Here is a 15984-nt window from a genome sequence, read left to right as displayed (position 1 = left end):
ATACGCGAGCGTCCCGCACGGAGCGTGATGCGGGAAGGGGGCGTGGCCCGAACAGGGCATCTTTTCGTCACCCCCAGTGGTCGAGGGGCCGTCGTCGGGGGCGGTTCTGCGTCTCGTTCACGGGCGGGGGCCTGTGAGGCGCGCGTGCAGTTCGCGGGCCGAGGCGTCCGTGAGCGATGCGATCTGGTCGACGATCACGCGCTTGCGGGCCCGGTCGTCCGCCGCCTCGTCGAACAGGGCTCGAAACTGCGGGTCCAGGCCGTCGGGCGCGCGCCTGGTCAGCGCCTCGGCGAGCTCCGCCACCACGATGCGCTGATCGGCGCGCAGCCTCTCCTGCTGCGGGCGCTGCATCACGTACCGGTCCGCCACCGCCTTGAGCACCGCGCACTCGTGGCGGGCCTCCCGCGGCACCACCAGCTCCGCGGCGTAGCGCGTGAGGCGGCCCGAGCCGTGGCGGGCCCGCGTCGCGCCCTCCGCGGCCAGGCAGAACCGGCCGATGAGCTGGCTCGTCGCGTCCTTGAGTCTTGCCTGCGCCACCGCCGTGCCGTCGTAGCCGTGCGGCCACCACTCCTGGTCGAGCAGCCGGTCGAGGGCCGCCGCGAGCTCCTCCGGGTCCGTGTCCGACGGTACGTACCTGCCGATCGCCACCGCGTAGACGTCCTGGCGCTCGGGCTCCGCGTGCAGCATGTTCGGGTCGAGGTGGCCCGCGTGCAGGCCGTCCTCCAGGTCGTGCACCGAGTACGCGACGTCGTCCGACCAGTCCATGACCTGCGCCTCGAAGCACGTGCGGTCGCTGTCGCCGCCCCCGGGCGACTCCTTGCGGATCCAGTCGAAGACCGGGCGGTCGTCCTCGTACACCCCGAACTTGGGCGACGTGGGGTCTGTGGGGTGGGCGCCTCTCGGCCAGGGGTACTTCGTCGCCGCGTCCAGTGCGGCTCGGGTCAGGTTCAGGCCTACGCTCACCAGCTCGTCCGTGTCCGCGCTGCGGATGAAACGCTTTGGTTCGATACGGGTCAGCAGGCGCAGTGACTGCGCGTTTCCCTCGAAGCCGCCGCAGTCCTGCGCCACCTCGTTCAGCGCCTGTTCGCCGTTGTGCCCGAAGGGCGGGTGGCCCATGTCGTGCGCCAGGCAAGCCGTCTCCACCAGGTCCGGGTCGCAGCCGAGAGCGGCGCCCAGCTCGCGGCCCACCTGCGCGCACTCCAGCGAGTGCGTCAGGCGGGTGCGGGGGCTGGCGTCCCAGGCGCGGTTCGTCGTGCCCGGGGTCACCACCTGCGTCTTGCCCGCGAGGCGGCGCAGGGCCGAGGAGTGCAGGACGCGGGCGCGGTCTCGCTGGAAGGCGGTGCGGCCGGGGCGCTTGTCGGGTTCGGACGCGTAGCGCTCCGCTGCGGCTGCGTCGTAGGCAGGGGCGTTGTAGGCGGGGGCTGCTGTTTTGTGCGTGGGGGTCTCGTGTGTGCCTTCCATGATGTGACAGTAAGCGCAAGCAGTGACAAACGGTCAGGCTGACGTGAGCTGCCGCTTTACGGGGGTGAGGGTTGGGGTGGGTGTGGGTGTGGGTGTGGGTGTGGGGGCATGCGCTGCGTTCAGTGCCGCGTCGTAGCGGTGCAGGAGCAGGCGTGCCATCGCCGTGTGCGCGCCTAGCGGGGCCGCGGCTGTCCCGGGCGCTGCCTGCGCGCACTGCGTCGCGAAGCGGCCTGGTGCCGTGAAGTACGCGGCCACCGCCGCCCGGTGGCGTCCCCTCGCCGCCAGCGCGCGCAGCGCTGTCGGGACCGTGGGCGACGCCGCCGACGCGTACGCCGGCAGGACCGGGACGCCCAGCCGTTCCGCGAGCATCTCCGCCGTGCGGGCCGTGTCCGTCGCCGAATCCGGATCCCGGGAGCCCGCCGCCGCCAGGACCACTCCGGTTGTCCTGCGTGTACGGGCGTCGGGCGTGGGGTTCCAGCCCGCCTCCACCAGCCGTGCGTACAGCGTTTCCACCAGGAGCGGGTGCGGGCCCAGGGGTGCGGCGACGCTTGCCGTCAGGTGCGGGGCCTTCGCCAGGGCCTCGGGGATGTCCTGCTTCACGTGGTAGCCCCTGGAGAGGAGCAGCGGGGCCAGGATCGCTCTGCCCGGCGCCAGGTTCGCGAGAGTGTCCGTCAGGAGCGGCTCGTCGAGTTCTATGTGGCCCAGGTGGACGGGGAGGCCGGGGCGCTCCGCCCGCACCTTGTCCAGCAAGGCGTTGACCGTGGTCAGGGCTCGTGGGTCCCTGCTGCCGTGTGCCACTACCACCAGGGGTGGTGGGCAGGGTGCGGACGGGGCGAAGCGGCGGCTGCCGTTCAGGCGGACGTGGCTCAGCTGGGTGCCCAGCTGACTGGTGATTCTCGTCATCAGTTGCGCCGTACTGTCGAGGTGGGCGGTGCCGGTGGGCTCGTCTCGCTGCGGGTTCGACGCCGTCATGCATCGATCCTCGCCTCGGTAGGTTGCCGCGTCGTTGCCAGACGGTGACGGGTCCCTTCCTCGGGGCTCCCCGGGGGGTGGGAGGGGCTGTGAGGGGAGTGCGTTGAACCGGTTGGGGGTCTGGTGCGTCCACCATGTGATGCTTCGTGGAGGGGGCCTGTAGTGCGTGTTCGGTTGCCGCGTACGCGGCGTGGGTGGCGGGTGTCTGTGCAGGGTCTTATGGGGCTGTGCGTGCTTGGCTTGTTGCCTGTCACCTGGATGTTCGTCACCACCGGGGACCGGCTGCGCTCCGTCGACGACGTGCCCCGTACCGATGTCGCCGTCGTCTTCGGTGCCGGATTGTGGGACGGGGAGCCCTCGCCCTATCTTGCGCATCGGCTTGACGCGGCTGCGCGGCTCTATCGGGATGGGGGCGTCCGGGTTGTTCTTGTTACGGGAGACAACAGCCGTGACGACTACGACGAGCCCGACGCCATGCGGGCCTATCTGACGCGGCACGGCGTGCCGGGGCGGGCCGTCGTGCGCGACTACGCCGGGTTCGACACGTGGGACTCGTGCGTGCGCGCCAAGAAGATCTTCGGGGTCGACCGGGCCGTCCTGATCAGCCAGGGGTTCCATATCCGGCGGGCCGTCGCCCTTTGTGAGGCCGCGGGGGTCGTGTCGTACGGAGTCGGCGTCGATGACCGGCATGACGTGACCTGGTACTACGGCGGTACCCGGGAGGTCTTCGCTGCCGGGAAGGCCGCTCTTGACTGCGTCTTTCGGCCCGATCCCCGGTTTCTCGGGGAGCGGGAGACAGGGGTGTCTGACGCTCTGGAGGCGGGTGGGAGGTAGGCGGGGGTTCGTCCGGTTGTCCGTGCAGCGGGGCCGTGGGGGTGGGTCCGTCCTCGCCATCGCGGTGCCTCCCCCGTCTTGCGTTCACCCCGCGTCCGCACCTCCGCGCTGCGGGCGGACCCACCCCCACGTCCCCTCAGGTCTGCGTTCCGGCTGATCCGCCGTTGTTCTCACCGGGGCTTCGGTGCTGTTGAGAGCGCGGGTTTCGTTTTACGTAATGCGGGGCGGGGCGGTGTGTAACAGCGGGCGCGGAGGTTTCTTTCATGCGCCCTGATACTCCTACTCATTGCCCCTACTGCTCCCTCCAGTGCGGGATGAATCTCCGCCCGTCCTCGTCCGGTGGTGTCGAGGTGATGGAGCGACCTGAGTTTCCCGTCAATCGTGGGGCCCTGTGCGGTAAGGGGCGTACGGCTGCGTCTTTGCTCGATCCTGGTGTGCGGCTGAGTTCGCCCTTGGTGCGTCGAGGGGGCTCGCTCGTGGCCGCGTCGTGGGATGAAGCTCTTGACCGGGTGGCTGAAGGGCTTGGCCGTGCGCGTGCCGGGCATGGGGCGGACGCGTGTGGTGTCTTCGGTGGGGGCGGGCTCACCAATGAGAAGGCTTACGGGTTGGGGAAGTTCGCCCGCGTTGTGCTCGGGACTTCGCAGATTGATTACAACGGGCGGTTCTGTATGTCCTCTGCTGCGGCTGGACAGCTTGCCGCCTTTGGGCTCGACCGTGGGCTGCCGTTTCCTCTGGAGGACATTCCTCGTACGGGGTGTGTTGTGCTCGTTGGGTCCAATCTGGCTGAGACCATGCCGCCGGCTGTGCGGTATCTGCGGGAACTTCGTGAGAACGGGGGGTCGTTGGTTGTTGTTGATCCTCGGCTCACTCGTACTGCTGAGCTTGCTGATCTGCATTTGGCTCCCCGGCCCGGGACCGATCTGGCTCTGGCCCTCGGGATGCTGCATGTGGTGGTGACCGAGGGGCGTGTTGATCAGTCGTTCGTGCGGGAGCGGACTCGGGGGTGGGAGGAGGCGCGGGCAGGTGTCATGGCTCACTGGCCCGAGTATGTGGAGCGGGTGACCGGCGTTCCTGTTCCTCAACTGCGTGAGGCCGTACGGTTGTTCTGTGAGCCCGAGGCCGCGATGGTCCTTACGGCACGTGGGCCCGAGCAGCAGTCCAAGGGAACCGACACCGTGGGCGCCTGGATCAATCTGTGTCTGGCCACCGGTCGCGCCGGGCGGCCTCTGTCGGGGTACGGGTGCCTGACCGGGCAGGGCAACGGGCAGGGCGGGCGCGAGCACGGGCAGAAGGCCGATCAGCTGCCCGGGTACCGGAAGCTGACGGACCCGGCGGCGCGCGCGCATGTGGCCGGGGTGTGGGGCGTCGACCCCGACTCCCTTCCTGGGCCCGGGCGTTCCGCTTACGAGCTGCTCGACGCCCTGGGGCGTGATGTGCGCGCCCTGCTGGTCATGGGGTCGAATCCTGTGGTGTCCGCGCCTCGTGCCGCCCATGTGGAGGAGCGGCTGCGGTCCGTTGATTTTCTGGCCGTGGCCGATGTGGTGCTGAGTGAGACCGCTGCTCTTGCCGATGTCGTGCTGCCCGTGACCCAGTGGGCCGAGGAGACGGGGACCGTGACCAGTCTTGAGGGGCGCGTGCTGTTGCGGCGTGCGGCCGTCTCGCCGCCCCCGGGTGTGCGCAGTGATCTCGAGGTGATGCACGAACTCGCCCGGAGGTTGGGGGTCGAGGAGGGGTTTTCCGTCGATCCCGAGGTCGTCTTTGAGGAGTTGCGGCGGGCTTCCGCGGGAGGGGCTGCCGACTATTCGGGGATCTCGTATCCGCGGCTCGTGGAGGAGGGTGGGGTTTTCTGGCCCTGCCCCGAGGAGGGGCATTCCGGGACTCCTCGGTTGTTTCTGGAGCGGTTCGCCACCGGGGACGGGCGCGCCCGGTTCGCAGACGTCTCCCACCGGGCCGCCGCCGAGGAGACCGATGACTCGTTTCCTCTTTATCTGACCACCGGGCGTGTTGTTTCGCAGTATCAGTCGGGGGCTCAGACCCGGCGCGTGGGCGAGCTCAACGCCGCCGCGCCCGGGCCCTTCGTCGAGATGCATCCGCGGCTCGCTGCGCGGGTCGGTGTCGTCGAGGGTGAGCCCGTCGTCGTTGTCTCGCGGCGTGGGCGGGCCGTTGCTCCCGCGCGGATCACCAGCGGTATCCGGCCAGATACCGTGTTCATGCCCTTCCACTGGGCCGGCGCCGGGCGTGCCAACAATCTCACCAATCCCGCTCTTGATCCCACCTCTGGGATGCCTGAGTTCAAGGTGTGTGCTGTGCGGGTGGAGGCCGCGTAATTTTTTTATTGCGTCGTTTCTGTGGTGATCCAGTCGATGTAGGCCGCGCTTCCGCGCACCACTGGTGTCGCGATGATCTCCGGAGTGTCGTAGGTGTGCGCCTCCAACAGCCATGACTCCAGGGCCTCGTAGTTCTCGGGCGTGGTCTTGAAGAGCACCTGCCACTCCTGAGCCGTCTCCGTGTTGCCCTGCCAGCGGTAGACCGAGGTGACCCCCGCGATCTGCGCACAGGCCGCCAGGCGTGCCTCGACGGCGCCTGTGGCCAGGTCGCGGGCCTTGGTCTCGTCGTCGGTCGCGGTGAGGACAGTCAGTGCGTTCATGTTCGTTCCTTTCGGCGTTCGTTGATTCTCGCGTGAACGCTTGTTCACGACACCCCTACGAAGGCCCTATGGACATGACATGTCATGGACCCTTAAATCTGAGGCGACATCAGTGTGACTTCCCCCAGCGCGCCCGCGCGCCGTCACTAGGAGCCCGATGAGACCTCCCCGGACCACATCGAGACTCACCACGGCCGGCATAGCCACGGCGGCCGCCGCCCTGCTGGCCGCCGCCCTCTCCCCCACCGCCAGCGCCGCCCCCGCCCCGCCGACCCGGGCCGGCGCCCTGCGGCACGCGGCCGCGGTCCTCACCTCCGAGGCCGCCCGGCTCGGCATCACCCGCGCGCAGGGCACCGCCGTCCGCGACGTCATCGTCGACCCCGACGGCACCCAGCACGTGCGCTACAACCGCACCTACCGGCAACTGCCCGTTCTCGGTGGTGACTTCGTCCTTCATCTCAATCGTGACGGCGGCTATCGGTCCGCCGACCGTGCCGTGCGCGGCGATGTCGCCGTGCCCAGCGTGACGCCGGAGCTCTCCGCCCCGAAGGCCGCCGACCTGGCTGCCTCCGCGCTGCGCGCCGCCAACCCCGGCGAGCTCCTGCGCAAGGTCGTCGCCAAGCCCGCCCTCGTGGTGGACGCCCTGCACGGCGCGCCGAAGCTGGCCTGGCGCACCGACGTCGCGGGCAAGGACTCGCTCGGCAACCCCGTCGCCCGTGTCCTGCTCACCGACGCCCGCACCGGCAAGCAGATCGACGCCTGGGACACCATCGAGACCGCCGCCGGCGACGGCCAGTCGCTGTACTCGGGCACCGTGCCGCTGGAGACGACCCAGTCGGGGTCCACGTATCAGCTCAAGGACGCCACCCGGGGCGGTACTTACACGGGTGACGCCCAGAACAAGACCGACGGGTGTGTGCTCAGCATCTGCTGGAGTCGGGCGCCCGCCGTGGTGTTCACCGACGCCGACAACCACTGGGGCAACGGTACGAACGCCGACCGTTCCTCGGCCGCCGTCGACGCCCAGTACGGCACCGACACGACCTGGGACTACTACAAGAACGTCCACGGCCGTAACGGCATCGCCGGCGACGGCAAGGGCTCGTACAACCGGGTCCACTACGGGAGCAACTACAACAACGCCTTCTGGGACGACAACTGCTTCTGTATGACGTACGGCGATGGTGACGGGTCCACGTTCGGGCCTCTCGTCGCGCTCGACGTCGCCGGGCACGAGATGTCGCACGGCGTCACGTCGAAGACCGCGGGGCTCACGTACTCCGGCGAGTCCGGGGGGCTGAACGAGGCGACGTCGGACATCTTCGGCACGCTCGTGGAGTTCTACGCGAACAACGCCTCCGACCCCGGTGACTGGATGATCGGCGAGAAGATCGTGAAGCCCGGGTTCGGCAAGCCCGCCCTGCGCTTCATGGACCAGCCCAGCAAGGACGGCAAGTCCGCCGACTGCTGGAACTCGTCGGTCGGCAACCTCGACGTGCACTACTCGTCCGGAGTCGCCAACCACTTCGCGTACCTGCTCGCCGAGGGCAGCGGCCCGAAGGTGATCGGCGGTGTCCAGCACAACGGCACCACGTGCAACGGCGCCACACTGAGCGGCATCGGCAAGGACAAGCTCGGCAAGATCTGGTACCGGGCCCTGACCGTCTACATGACGTCCTCGACGAACTACGCGGGCGCCCGCACGGCGACGCTCAGCGCGGCGAAGGACCTGTACGGGGCCGGCAGCGCGGAGTACGCGGCCGTGGCCGCGACCTGGTCGGCCGTCTCCGTAGGCTGACGCCGGACAGTAGTGGGTGAAGGCCCCCGCAGCCGTTGGCTGCGGGGGTCTTTGTGTCAACTGGTGTACGGGTGTGTCTTTTTCGCCTCCCGTAGCGCCTTCGCCCACCACGCGAGCTGGTCCAGCATCGTCTTCACCGCGGCGGCCGGGGCCTCCGGGTCGCGGTGGGCGCCGGACGCGTCGAAGTGGCTGCCCGCGTTGGCGAACGACACCGTGTCCCGCACCGTGACCGCGTGCAGCTCGGCGAAGACCGTGCGCAGGTGCTCGACCGCGCGCAGGCCGCCGGAGATTCCGCCGTAGGAGACGAAGCCGACGGGCTTCGCCTGCCATTCGGCGCGGTGCCAGTCGATGAGGTTCTTGAGGCCGGCCGGGTAGGAGTGGTTGTACTCGGGGGTGAGGACGATGAAGGCGTCGGCCGCCGCCAGCTTCGGGCTGACCTCGGCCAGCGCGGCCCGCACCTCGGGGGCCGGGTCGTAGGAGAGGGCGGTGGGGAGGGCCGTCGCGGCGACGTCGATCACGTCCACCGTGAAGTCGGGGCGCTCCCCGAGGAGGGATGTCAGCCAGTCGGCGACGACCGGGCCGAAGCGGCCCTCTCGGTTGCTGCCGATCACTACGGCGATCCGGACGGGGGGTGTGTGTTGTTGTACTGGTGTGGTGGTCATGGCGTCAGGCTCTTACCTGAAGTTTGGTTGAGGTCAAGCTGCTTTTTGGTGGGGGTGGTCACCCGTTCACCGGTGGCTGCTCCATCGGTGGGGACTTTTCTTCGGGCGTGGCTGTGACCTGCTCGAATGCTTACTCCTTGAGGTCAGGTGACGCCCTTTCAGCCGATTTCTGATGGGGCTTCAGGAGGCGTGGTGGCGCCAGGGGCACTTACCTCGGCAGGGCAGGGGCGTGACCGACGCAGCGGCACTTGGGGGTGCCGCGGGCCGCGCCCCCTCGGAGGAGCACGACAGATGCGCACACCCCGCCTGCTGACCGCAGCCGCGCTCGCCGCGGCCGCCGCGGCACTGACCGCCGCGCCCGCGTCCGCCGGTGGGGGCGGCTCGGGCGGCCTCGAGGTGTACCCGGCGAACACGACCCCGGGCGCCACGGTCACCGTGCACACCACCGCGTGCGGCACCGGCAAGGGCGCCGCCGGAGACGCGAGCGCGGTCGGCGCCGGGGCGTTCCCCCTCGCGCCGGGCACGCACCCCAAGGGCGCCGTGGGGAAGTTCGAGGTCCCCGCGGCGGCCCAGCCCGGAACGTACGAGATCGTCGCGAAGTGCTCCGGCGACGGGCAGGTCACGGGCGATCTCATGGTCGCCCTCGCGTCCTCGCGCGAGCAGGTCCCTCCGAGAGGGCATGTGAAGACGGGGGTCGGCGGCGCACTCGGCACCGACCCCGTGAAGACCGCGGCGGGAGTGGCGGCACTGGCCGTCGCCGCCGCGGGCGGTACCTGGCTCCTGCATCGCCGGGCGAGAGGCGAAGGGATCTGACGGGGGCCGGACGGACGACCTCCGCTGTCCCTCCGGCCCCCTGGTACCGCATGTCCTCTCCTCCTCCGGCCGCGCCCCCTCTTGCGGCCGGAGGGGGAAGGCCACCCCCCCCACTCCGACATGGAGGCCGAGATGCCGGAGAAGCGCTCCCGCAGGGTCAGCAGCTGGGTCATAGCCGCCGTCACCGCACTCGCCCTCTGTCTCGGGGCCTGGCTCCTGCGCCAGGGCACCGCGACGCACGGACCGCCGCAGCCCTCCGCCGCGCAGGCCGCGCACTCCGGCACCGGCCACGAGCCGGCCGGCGCCGCCCCGCTCTCCCCCTCGCCGCCCGACCGCGTCCGCATCCCCTCGATCCGGGTGAACGCGCCCCTCATGGGCCTCGGCCTGACCCCGCAGGGCAGTCTCGACGTGCCCCCGCCGGAGAAGAAGAACCTCGCCGGCTGGTACGAGGCCGGGACCCTGCCCGGCGAGCGCGGCACCGCGGTCATGGCCGGGCACGTCGACAACGCCGAGGGGCCCGCCGTCTTCTACGACCTGGGCGCCCTGACCAGGGGCCGCACCATCGAGGTCGACCGGCGCGACGGCTCCGTGGCCGTGTTCACCGTCGACGCCGTCGAGGTCTACGACGCCCGCGCCTTCCCCGATCAGAAGGTGTACGGCGCCGCTGACCGGCCCGAGCTGCGCGTCATCACCTGTGGCGGCGGCTACTCGAAACAGACCGGCTACCGGGGCAACGTCGTGGTGTTCGCCCATCTGACGGGGAGCCGCTGAGCCCTCACACCCGCCCCTCGCGCGCGCTGAGCGCAGCGTTCCCCGAGGGAAACGGGAGGGATCCGGACGGGTAACACCGGCCGCGCAGGCTTCCGTGCATGACCTCATCGACGGACCCCGGGCGCGTGGTGGTGATCGGCACCGGCCTCGCCGGAACCCGGCTCGCCCAGCGCCTCGGCCCCGCCGCCGTGCTCATCGGCGAGGAGGCGCACGCCCCGTACAACCGGGTGCTGCTCGCCGAGGTCCTCGCGGGCAGTTACGGCGCCGACGTCATCGCGCTGCCCCGGCACGACGGGGCCCGCCTGCGGACCCGTGCCGTGCGCGTCGACCGTGACGAGCGGGTGGTGCGCTGCGAGGACGGCTCCGTCGTCCCGTACGACACCCTCGTCCTCGCCACCGGTTCGAACCCTGTGCTGCCGCCGCTGCGCGGGCTGTTCGCGCCGGGTGCGACGGAGCTGCCGGGCGGGGTGCACGCCTTCCGGACCATGGACGACTGCCTGGCCCTGTCGCGGGCGGTGGCCCCCGGGGTGCGGGCCGTCGTCGTCGGCGGCGGGCTCCTCGGGGTGTCCGCCGCCCGCGCGCTCGCCCGGCGCGGCGCCCAGGTGGTGCTCACCCAGCAGTCCGAGCGGCTGATGGAACGCCAGCTCGATCCGCGGTCGAGCGCCCTGGTGCGGCGGCATCTGACCGGCCTCGGTGTCGAGATCCACACCGAGTGCCGGGTGCGCGGCGTCGGTGTCGTGGACGGTCGGGTCCGCCGCGTCGAGCTGCACGACGGCTTCCTGCTCGACACCGACATCACCGTGCTGGCCTGCGGGGTGCGGCCGCGCACCGGTCTCGCGCGGGCCGCCGGGCTCGACGTGCGTGAGGGGATCGTCGTGGACGACGAGTTGCGTACGTCCGATCCGCATATTCGGGCGGTCGGCGACTGTTCGCAGCACGCGGGCCGCGTCTACGGGCTCGCGACCCCGGCCGTCGAACAGGCCGACGCGCTCGCCGCGAACCTGCTCTCCGGGCGGCCGCGCCCCTACACCGGCACCCGCGCCCTCACCCGGCTGACCTTGCCGCACGAGGCGGGGCCCCTGGACCTCGCGGCGTTCGGCGAGGCCGAGGCGCTGCCCGGTGACGACGTCGTCCAGCTCACCGACGCCACCCGCGGCACGTACCGCAAGGTCGTCGTCCGCGGTGACCGGCTCGTCGGCGGGGTCCTGGTCGGCGAGCTCGGCACGGTCGGGGCGCTCGCCCGGGCCTGGGAGGCCGACGATCCGCTGCCCGGCGACGGCGCACCCCTGCTCCACCTGCTCACTCACGACGGAGGCCTCTGAGATGCCCACCATGCCCACTCTCGTTCTCGTCGGCCACGGCATGGTCGGCCAGCGCTTCCTGGAGGCCCTGGCCGAGCGCGGCCTCACGGACACGCACCGCGTCGTCGTCCTGTGCGAGGAGCCGCGCCCCGCCTACGACCGCGTCCAGCTCACCTCGTACTTCGCCGGCCGTACGCCGGACGAACTCTCCCTCACCGACGGGGAGTTCATCGCCCGTCACGGCATCGAGCTGCACCTCGGGGACCCGGCCGAGCACATCGACCGGGCGTCGCGGACGGTCACGGCGCGCTCGGGCCTGAAGGTCACGTACGACACGCTCGTGCTGGCCACCGGGTCCTACCCGTTCGTGCCGCCCGTGCCCGGCAAGGACGCCACGGGCTGTTTCGTGTACCGCACGATCGAGGACCTGCTCGCGATCGAGGAGTACGCCGAGGCGCGTGCCACGACCGGCGCTGTTGTCGGCGGAGGGCTGCTCGGTCTGGAGGCCGCGGGCGCGCTGCGCGGGCTCGGGCTCGACACGCACGTCGTGGAGTTCGCGCCGCGGCTGATGCCCGTGCAGGTCGACGAGGGCGGTGGCGCGGCGCTCCTGCGCACCATCACGGACATGGGGCTCAGCGTCCACACCGGCGTCGGCACGCAGGAGATCGTGGCGGACGAGGGCGGAGCGGTGCGCGCCATGAAGCTGTCCGACGGGTCGGAGCTGGCCACCGACCTCGTGGTGTTCTCGGCGGGTGTGCGGCCGCGTGACCAGCTCGCCCGCGACATGGGGCTCACGGTGGGCGAGCGCGGCGGCATCACCGTCGACGAGCGGTGCCGCACCAGTGATCCGGCGGTGTACGCGATCGGCGAGTGCGCACAGGCGGTGGACGGCCGCGTGTACGGCCTGGTCGCGCCCGGCTACGAGATGGCGCAGACGGTGGCCGCGGCGATCGCCTCCGAGGAGGGCGAGTTCACCGGCGCCGACCTGTCGACGAAGCTGAAGCTGCTCGGTGTGGACGTGGCGTCGTTCGGCGACGCGCACGGGACGGCGGAGGGATGTCTCGACGTCGTCTATTCGGACTCGCGCTCCGGCACGTACAAGAAGCTGGTCGTGGGGCGCGGGGGCGAGCTGCTCGGCGGGATCCTGGTCGGGGACGCGGAGGCGTACGGGACGCTGCGGGCGCTGACCGGGTCGGTGCCGCCGGTGGCGCCCGAGCAGCTGGTCCTTCCGGCGGGGGCGGGGGCGCCGGCCGCGCTCGGGCCCGACGCGCTGCCCGGCGACGCGGTGATCTGCTCCTGCCACAACGTGACCAAGGAGGCGATCCAGGCGCACGCCACGCTGCCCGAGGTCAAGAAGTGCACCAAGGCCGGTACGGGCTGCGGCAGTTGCGTGAAGCTGATCGGGCAGCTCCTGCCGCAGAGCGGCGACCAGGGCCTGTGCGGCTGCTTCCCGCACACCCGCGCCGAGCTGTACGAGATCGTCCGGGTCAGGCGGATCACGTCGTACGCGGAGCTGCTCGACGCGCACGGGCGGGACGGGGCGCGCGGTGGCGAGGGCTGTGAGGTGTGCAAGCCCGCGGTCGGTTCGATCATCGCCTCGCTCGCCCCGACGATCGGCGCCGAGGGTCATGTCCTCGACGGTGAGCAGGCGGCCCTCCAGGACACCAACGACCACTTCCTCGCCAACCTCCAGAAGAACGGCTCCTATTCGGTCGTGCCCCGCATCCCCGGCGGCGAGGTCACCCCGGAGAAGCTGATCGTCATCGGCGAGGTGGCGCGCGACTTCGGGCTCTACACGAAGATCACGGGCGGTCAGCGCATCGACCTGTTCGGCGCACGCGTCGAGCAACTTCCCTTGATCTGGGCGCGGTTGGTCGACGCAGGGTTCGAGTCGGGGCACGCGTACGGGAAGGCGCTGCGGACGGTGAAGTCGTGCGTCGGGCAGACGTGGTGCCGGTACGGGGTCCAGGACTCGGTGCGCATGGCGATCGACCTGGAGCTGCGCTACCGGGGGCTGCGCGCCCCGCACAAGCTGAAGTCGGCCGTGTCGGGCTGCGGGCGCGAGTGCGCGGAGGCCCAGTCCAAGGACTTCGGCGTGATCGCCACCTCGAACGGCTGGAACCTGTACATCGGCGGCAACGGCGGCGCGACCCCGCGCCACGCCGACCTCCTCGCCCAGGACCTGTCCGACGCCGAACTCGTCCGCCTCATCGACCGGTTCCTGATGTTCTACATCCGTACGGCCGACCGCCTGGAGCGCACGGCAGGCTGGCTGGAGCGCATCGAGGGCGGCCTCGACCACGTACGCGACGTCGTCGTGCACGACTCGCTCGGGCTGTGCGCCGAGCTTGAGGCCCTGATGGCCGACCATGTCGCGCACTACCGGGACGAGTGGGCCGACACGATCAGCGATCCGGAGCGCCTCGCGCGTTTCGTCTCCTTCGTGAACGCGCCGGACGCGCCGGACCCGCTGGTGCGGTTCGTGCCGGAGCGCGACCAGATCAAGCCCGACCTGCCGCTGCTGAGCATCGGCGCCCGCCCCCTGGAAGGATCGCTCACGCCATGACCGTCGCCCCCGAGAAGACCGCCGTCCTGGTGCAACTCCGTCTCGACGACGCCTGGTTCACGGTGTGTGAGCTGGCGCGGCTCGTCCCGGGCCGCGGGGTCGCGGCGCTGCTCCCGGACGGCCGGCAGGCCGCCGTGTTCCTCGACCGCACGGGCCGCCTGTACGCGGTCGGCAACCGGGACCCGTTCACGGGCGCCGCCGTCCTGTCCCGCGGTCTGCTCGGCTCGGCGCAGGGCCGCCCCTTCGTCGCGTCGCCGCTGCTCAAGCAGCGTTTCGACCTGGAGAGCGGCGCGTGCCTTGATGACGAGGAGTACGCGGTGGACACGTTCCCCGTGCAGACGGCGCCCATGGCGGCCTGACCGGCCCGGGGGTGGGGTCAGTCGTCGATGCCCGAGCGCTCCACCCCCGCCACGATCCACCGCTGGAAGAACAGGAACACCACGAGCAGCGGCAGGATGGAGACGGCCGCCGCGATGAACAGCTCGTGCAGCCTGATCACTTGAGACGTGGTGAACGACGAGAGCGCCACCTGGACCGTCCATGAGTTCCGGTCCTGCCCGATGACCAGGGGCCACAGGAACGAGTTCCACGCGCCGATGAACACGATCGTGCCGACGGCCGCGAAGACGGGCCGGGAGTTGGGCACGACCACCCGCCAGTACGTGCGCCAGTAGCCGAGCCCGTCGACACGCGCCGCGTCCTCCAGCTCCCCCGGGAAGCCGAGGAAGTACTGCCGGAAGACGAAGCAGGCGAACGCGGAGAACAGCGTCGGGACGATCAGACCGCGCAGCGTCGAGATCCAGCCGAGCGACGAGACGAGCACGAAGCTCGGCACGAAGGTGACCGCGGCCGGGACCATCAGGGTGCCGAGGATCGCGTAGAACACCTTGTTCGCGTGCCGGTACGGGATGCGGGCCAGGCCGTAGCCGGCGAGCGAGGCGAGGAACAGGGTGCCCAGGGTCGTCGCGACGGCGATGAGCGCGGAGTTGAGCAGGGAGCGGGCGAACGGGACGGACGTGTCGCCGAAGAGTTCCGTGACGTTGTCCCAGCGCAGCGAGGACGGGAAGAACGTCCACTCCGGCGAGGTGATGTCGCTCTCGGCCGCGAGCCCGTTGCGCACCAGGAGGTAGAAGGGGATGAGGAAGAGGAGCGCGAGCGCGATCAGCAGGGTGAGGCGCAGGGCGCGGCCCGCCCTGACCCGCGAGTCGTCCTTCACTCCGCCTCCTTACGGCCGAGACCGAACCACTTGGCCTGCCCCACCGTCACCACCGCGATGATCAGGGCGAGCAGCACCGCGCCCGCGCTGCCCAGCCCGAGGTTCTGCCCCTGGCCGAGCGCCGTGTAGTAGAGGTACACGAGCGGGGGCCTGGCGTACGGCGGGTAGCCGCGGGCGTCGGAGAGCAGGTTGTAGAACTCGTCGAAGGCCTGGAAGGCGTTGATGACGAGGAGCAGGACGACGGCCACGGAGGTGGCGCGCAGCTGCGGGAACGTGATGTGCCGGAAGACCTGCCAGCCGGGCCGCGCCCCGTCGACGGCGGCCGCCTCGTACAGGGTGGGGCTGATCCGCTGGAGTCCGGCGAGGAAGAGAATCATGTAGAAACCGGCCTGGAGCCACAGCCGTACGGTGACGATGACGGCCCAGTACCAGGGCGGGTCGGTCGTCGAGAGCCAGGCGATCTGGTCGGCGCCGAACCAGCCGAGGACGGTGTTGGCGAGCCCGAACCGCACCCCGTTGAAGAGCGACATCTTCCAGATCAGGGCGGCCACGACGTAGGAGCAGGCGGCCGGCAGGAAGAAGACCGAGCGGAAGAAAGCCTGCGCGCGGCGCTGCCGGTTCACCATGAGGGCGAGGGCGAGCGACAGCGCGTAGGTGGCGGGCACGATGAAGAGCGAGAAGACGAGGAACGTCCACAGGCTGTCCGTGAACGCCTCGTTCCCCAGCATCGCCGTGTAGTTGCCGAGGCCGACGAAGTCGCTCGGGGTGACGGTGTTGTGCGCGTCGAAGAAGCTGAGGTAGACGCTCCAGCCGAGCGGGATGTACGTGAAGACGCCGAGGCCTAGGAGGAAGGGCCCGACGAAGATCCAGAACCAGAGAGTGCGATTCCGGTCCCCTAACACCCTTGCTTTCGCGGCCGACTGCCGGTCACTCACTTCTTGAG

14 protein-coding genes are annotated in these 15984 nt (G+C 70.6%); 8 read left to right on the top strand and 6 right to left on the bottom strand.

Annotated features, from left to right (window positions below):
* Positions 1-117 precede the first annotated feature (117 nt).
* Together EOT10_RS10565 and EOT10_RS10560 are read right to left on the bottom strand one after the other, a co-directional pair.
* Complete coding sequence (locus EOT10_RS10565; protein WP_127827864.1) at positions 118-1461, bottom strand: deoxyguanosinetriphosphate triphosphohydrolase; 1344 nt, start codon at positions 1459-1461, stop codon at positions 118-120.
* A 33-nt stretch (positions 1462-1494) separates the two neighbouring features.
* Entirely contained in the window at positions 1495-2433 is a 939-nt protein-coding gene (locus EOT10_RS10560) for a sirohydrochlorin chelatase (RefSeq protein WP_127827863.1), read from the bottom strand.
* A 219-nt stretch (positions 2434-2652) separates the two neighbouring features.
* Between EOT10_RS10560 and EOT10_RS10555 the strand changes: the two genes are divergently transcribed.
* Together EOT10_RS10555 and EOT10_RS10550 are read left to right on the top strand one after the other, a co-directional pair.
* Positions 2653-3267, top strand: coding sequence for a SanA/YdcF family protein (locus tag EOT10_RS10555; protein ID WP_127827862.1), 615 nt, complete (start codon positions 2653-2655; stop codon positions 3265-3267).
* A 263-nt stretch (positions 3268-3530) separates the two neighbouring features.
* Positions 3531-5594 (top strand): molybdopterin oxidoreductase family protein, encoded by a 2064-nt coding sequence (locus EOT10_RS10550; protein WP_127827861.1) that lies wholly within the window; start codon positions 3531-3533, stop codon positions 5592-5594.
* A gap of 5 nt (positions 5595-5599) precedes the next feature.
* On the opposite strand, the gene cutA is transcribed toward EOT10_RS10550, so the two are convergent.
* Complete coding sequence (cutA, locus tag EOT10_RS10545) at positions 5600-5914, bottom strand: divalent-cation tolerance protein CutA (RefSeq protein ID WP_127827860.1); 315 nt, start codon at positions 5912-5914, stop codon at positions 5600-5602.
* 157 nt (positions 5915-6071) lie between these two features.
* On the opposite strand from cutA, the gene EOT10_RS10540 reads away from it, so the two are divergent.
* Positions 6072-7712: a M4 family metallopeptidase gene (locus EOT10_RS10540; protein ID WP_127827859.1), complete on the top strand. Its 1641-nt coding sequence runs from the start codon at positions 6072-6074 to the stop codon at positions 7710-7712.
* A gap of 56 nt (positions 7713-7768) precedes the next feature.
* Here the strand turns inward: EOT10_RS10540 and EOT10_RS10535 are convergent, their stop codons facing one another.
* A complete protein-coding gene (locus tag EOT10_RS10535) occupies positions 7769-8374 on the bottom strand; it encodes an NADPH-dependent FMN reductase (RefSeq protein WP_127827858.1) in 606 nt (201 codons plus the stop codon).
* Between the two features lie 291 nt (positions 8375-8665).
* Between EOT10_RS10535 and EOT10_RS10530 the strand changes: the two genes are divergently transcribed.
* The 5 genes from EOT10_RS10530 to nirD all read left to right on the top strand — a co-directional run bounded on the left by EOT10_RS10530 (position 8666) and on the right by nirD (position 14184).
* A complete protein-coding gene (locus EOT10_RS10530) occupies positions 8666-9187 on the top strand; it encodes a GVDTG sorting domain-containing protein (protein ID WP_127827857.1) in 522 nt (173 codons plus the stop codon).
* 132 nt (positions 9188-9319) lie between these two features.
* Entirely contained in the window at positions 9320-9958 is a 639-nt protein-coding gene (locus EOT10_RS10525; protein WP_127827856.1) for a class F sortase, read from the top strand.
* A gap of 98 nt (positions 9959-10056) precedes the next feature.
* Complete coding sequence (locus tag EOT10_RS10520) at positions 10057-11280, top strand: NAD(P)/FAD-dependent oxidoreductase (RefSeq protein ID WP_127827855.1); 1224 nt, start codon at positions 10057-10059, stop codon at positions 11278-11280.
* Position 11281: 1 nt separating this feature from the next.
* On the top strand, positions 11282-13825 hold the full coding sequence (gene nirB / locus EOT10_RS10515; RefSeq protein ID WP_127827854.1) for a nitrite reductase large subunit NirB: 2544 nt from the start codon (positions 11282-11284) through the stop codon (positions 13823-13825).
* Positions 13822-14184 carry a nitrite reductase small subunit NirD gene (gene nirD / locus EOT10_RS10510; protein ID WP_127827853.1) on the top strand — a complete coding sequence of 121 codons (363 nt, stop codon included), beginning with the start codon at positions 13822-13824 and terminating at the stop codon, positions 14182-14184. Before nirB ends, nirD begins: the two co-directional genes overlap by 4 nt.
* A gap of 17 nt (positions 14185-14201) precedes the next feature.
* On the opposite strand, the gene EOT10_RS10505 is transcribed toward nirD, so the two are convergent.
* Together EOT10_RS10505 and EOT10_RS10500 are read right to left on the bottom strand one after the other, a co-directional pair.
* The gene (locus EOT10_RS10505) at positions 14202-15041 is read right to left on the bottom strand and encodes a carbohydrate ABC transporter permease (RefSeq protein ID WP_127827852.1); all 840 of its coding nucleotides are present in this window, start codon (positions 15039-15041) and stop codon (positions 14202-14204) included.
* A complete protein-coding gene (locus tag EOT10_RS10500) occupies positions 15038-15976 on the bottom strand; it encodes a carbohydrate ABC transporter permease (protein WP_127827851.1) in 939 nt (312 codons plus the stop codon). The genes EOT10_RS10505 and EOT10_RS10500 overlap by 4 nt, the downstream gene beginning before the upstream one ends.
* Positions 15977-15984: the final 8 nt, after the last annotated feature.

Origin of the sequence: Streptomyces antnestii, from assembly GCF_004005495.1 — a bacterium.
GTDB classification, from domain to species: Bacteria; Actinomycetota; Actinomycetes; order Streptomycetales; family Streptomycetaceae; genus Streptomyces; species Streptomyces antnestii.
Note: the sequence above shows the minus strand (reverse complement) of the source record. Positions and strands in the feature narration are given on the sequence as shown.

Excerpts from the sequence above, each read along its gene's own strand:
- EOT10_RS10525 (WP_127827856.1), top strand. The coding sequence starts at position 9,320 with ATGCCGGAGAAGCGCTCCCGCAGGGTCAGCAGCTGGGTCATAGCCGCC.
- EOT10_RS10540 (WP_127827859.1), top strand. The coding sequence starts at position 6,072 with ATGAGACCTCCCCGGACCACATCGAGACTCACCACGGCCGGCATAGCC.
- EOT10_RS10520 (WP_127827855.1), top strand. The coding sequence starts at position 10,057 with ATGACCTCATCGACGGACCCCGGGCGCGTGGTGGTGATCGGCACCGGC.
- nirB (WP_127827854.1), top strand. The coding sequence starts at position 11,282 with ATGCCCACCATGCCCACTCTCGTTCTCGTCGGCCACGGCATGGTCGGC.
- EOT10_RS10530 (WP_127827857.1), top strand. The coding sequence starts at position 8,666 with ATGCGCACACCCCGCCTGCTGACCGCAGCCGCGCTCGCCGCGGCCGCC.
- EOT10_RS10555 (WP_127827862.1), top strand. The coding sequence starts at position 2,653 with ATGGGGCTGTGCGTGCTTGGCTTGTTGCCTGTCACCTGGATGTTCGTC.
- nirD (WP_127827853.1), top strand. The coding sequence starts at position 13,822 with ATGACCGTCGCCCCCGAGAAGACCGCCGTCCTGGTGCAACTCCGTCTC.
- cutA (WP_127827860.1), bottom strand. The coding sequence starts at position 5,914 with ATGAACGCACTGACTGTCCTCACCGCGACCGACGACGAGACCAAGGCC.
- EOT10_RS10565 (WP_127827864.1), bottom strand. The coding sequence starts at position 1,461 with ATGGAAGGCACACACGAGACCCCCACGCACAAAACAGCAGCCCCCGCC.
- EOT10_RS10550 (WP_127827861.1), top strand. The coding sequence starts at position 3,531 with ATGCGCCCTGATACTCCTACTCATTGCCCCTACTGCTCCCTCCAGTGC.
- EOT10_RS10560 (WP_127827863.1), bottom strand. The coding sequence starts at position 2,433 with ATGACGGCGTCGAACCCGCAGCGAGACGAGCCCACCGGCACCGCCCAC.
- EOT10_RS10535 (WP_127827858.1), bottom strand. The coding sequence starts at position 8,374 with ATGACCACCACACCAGTACAACAACACACACCCCCCGTCCGGATCGCC.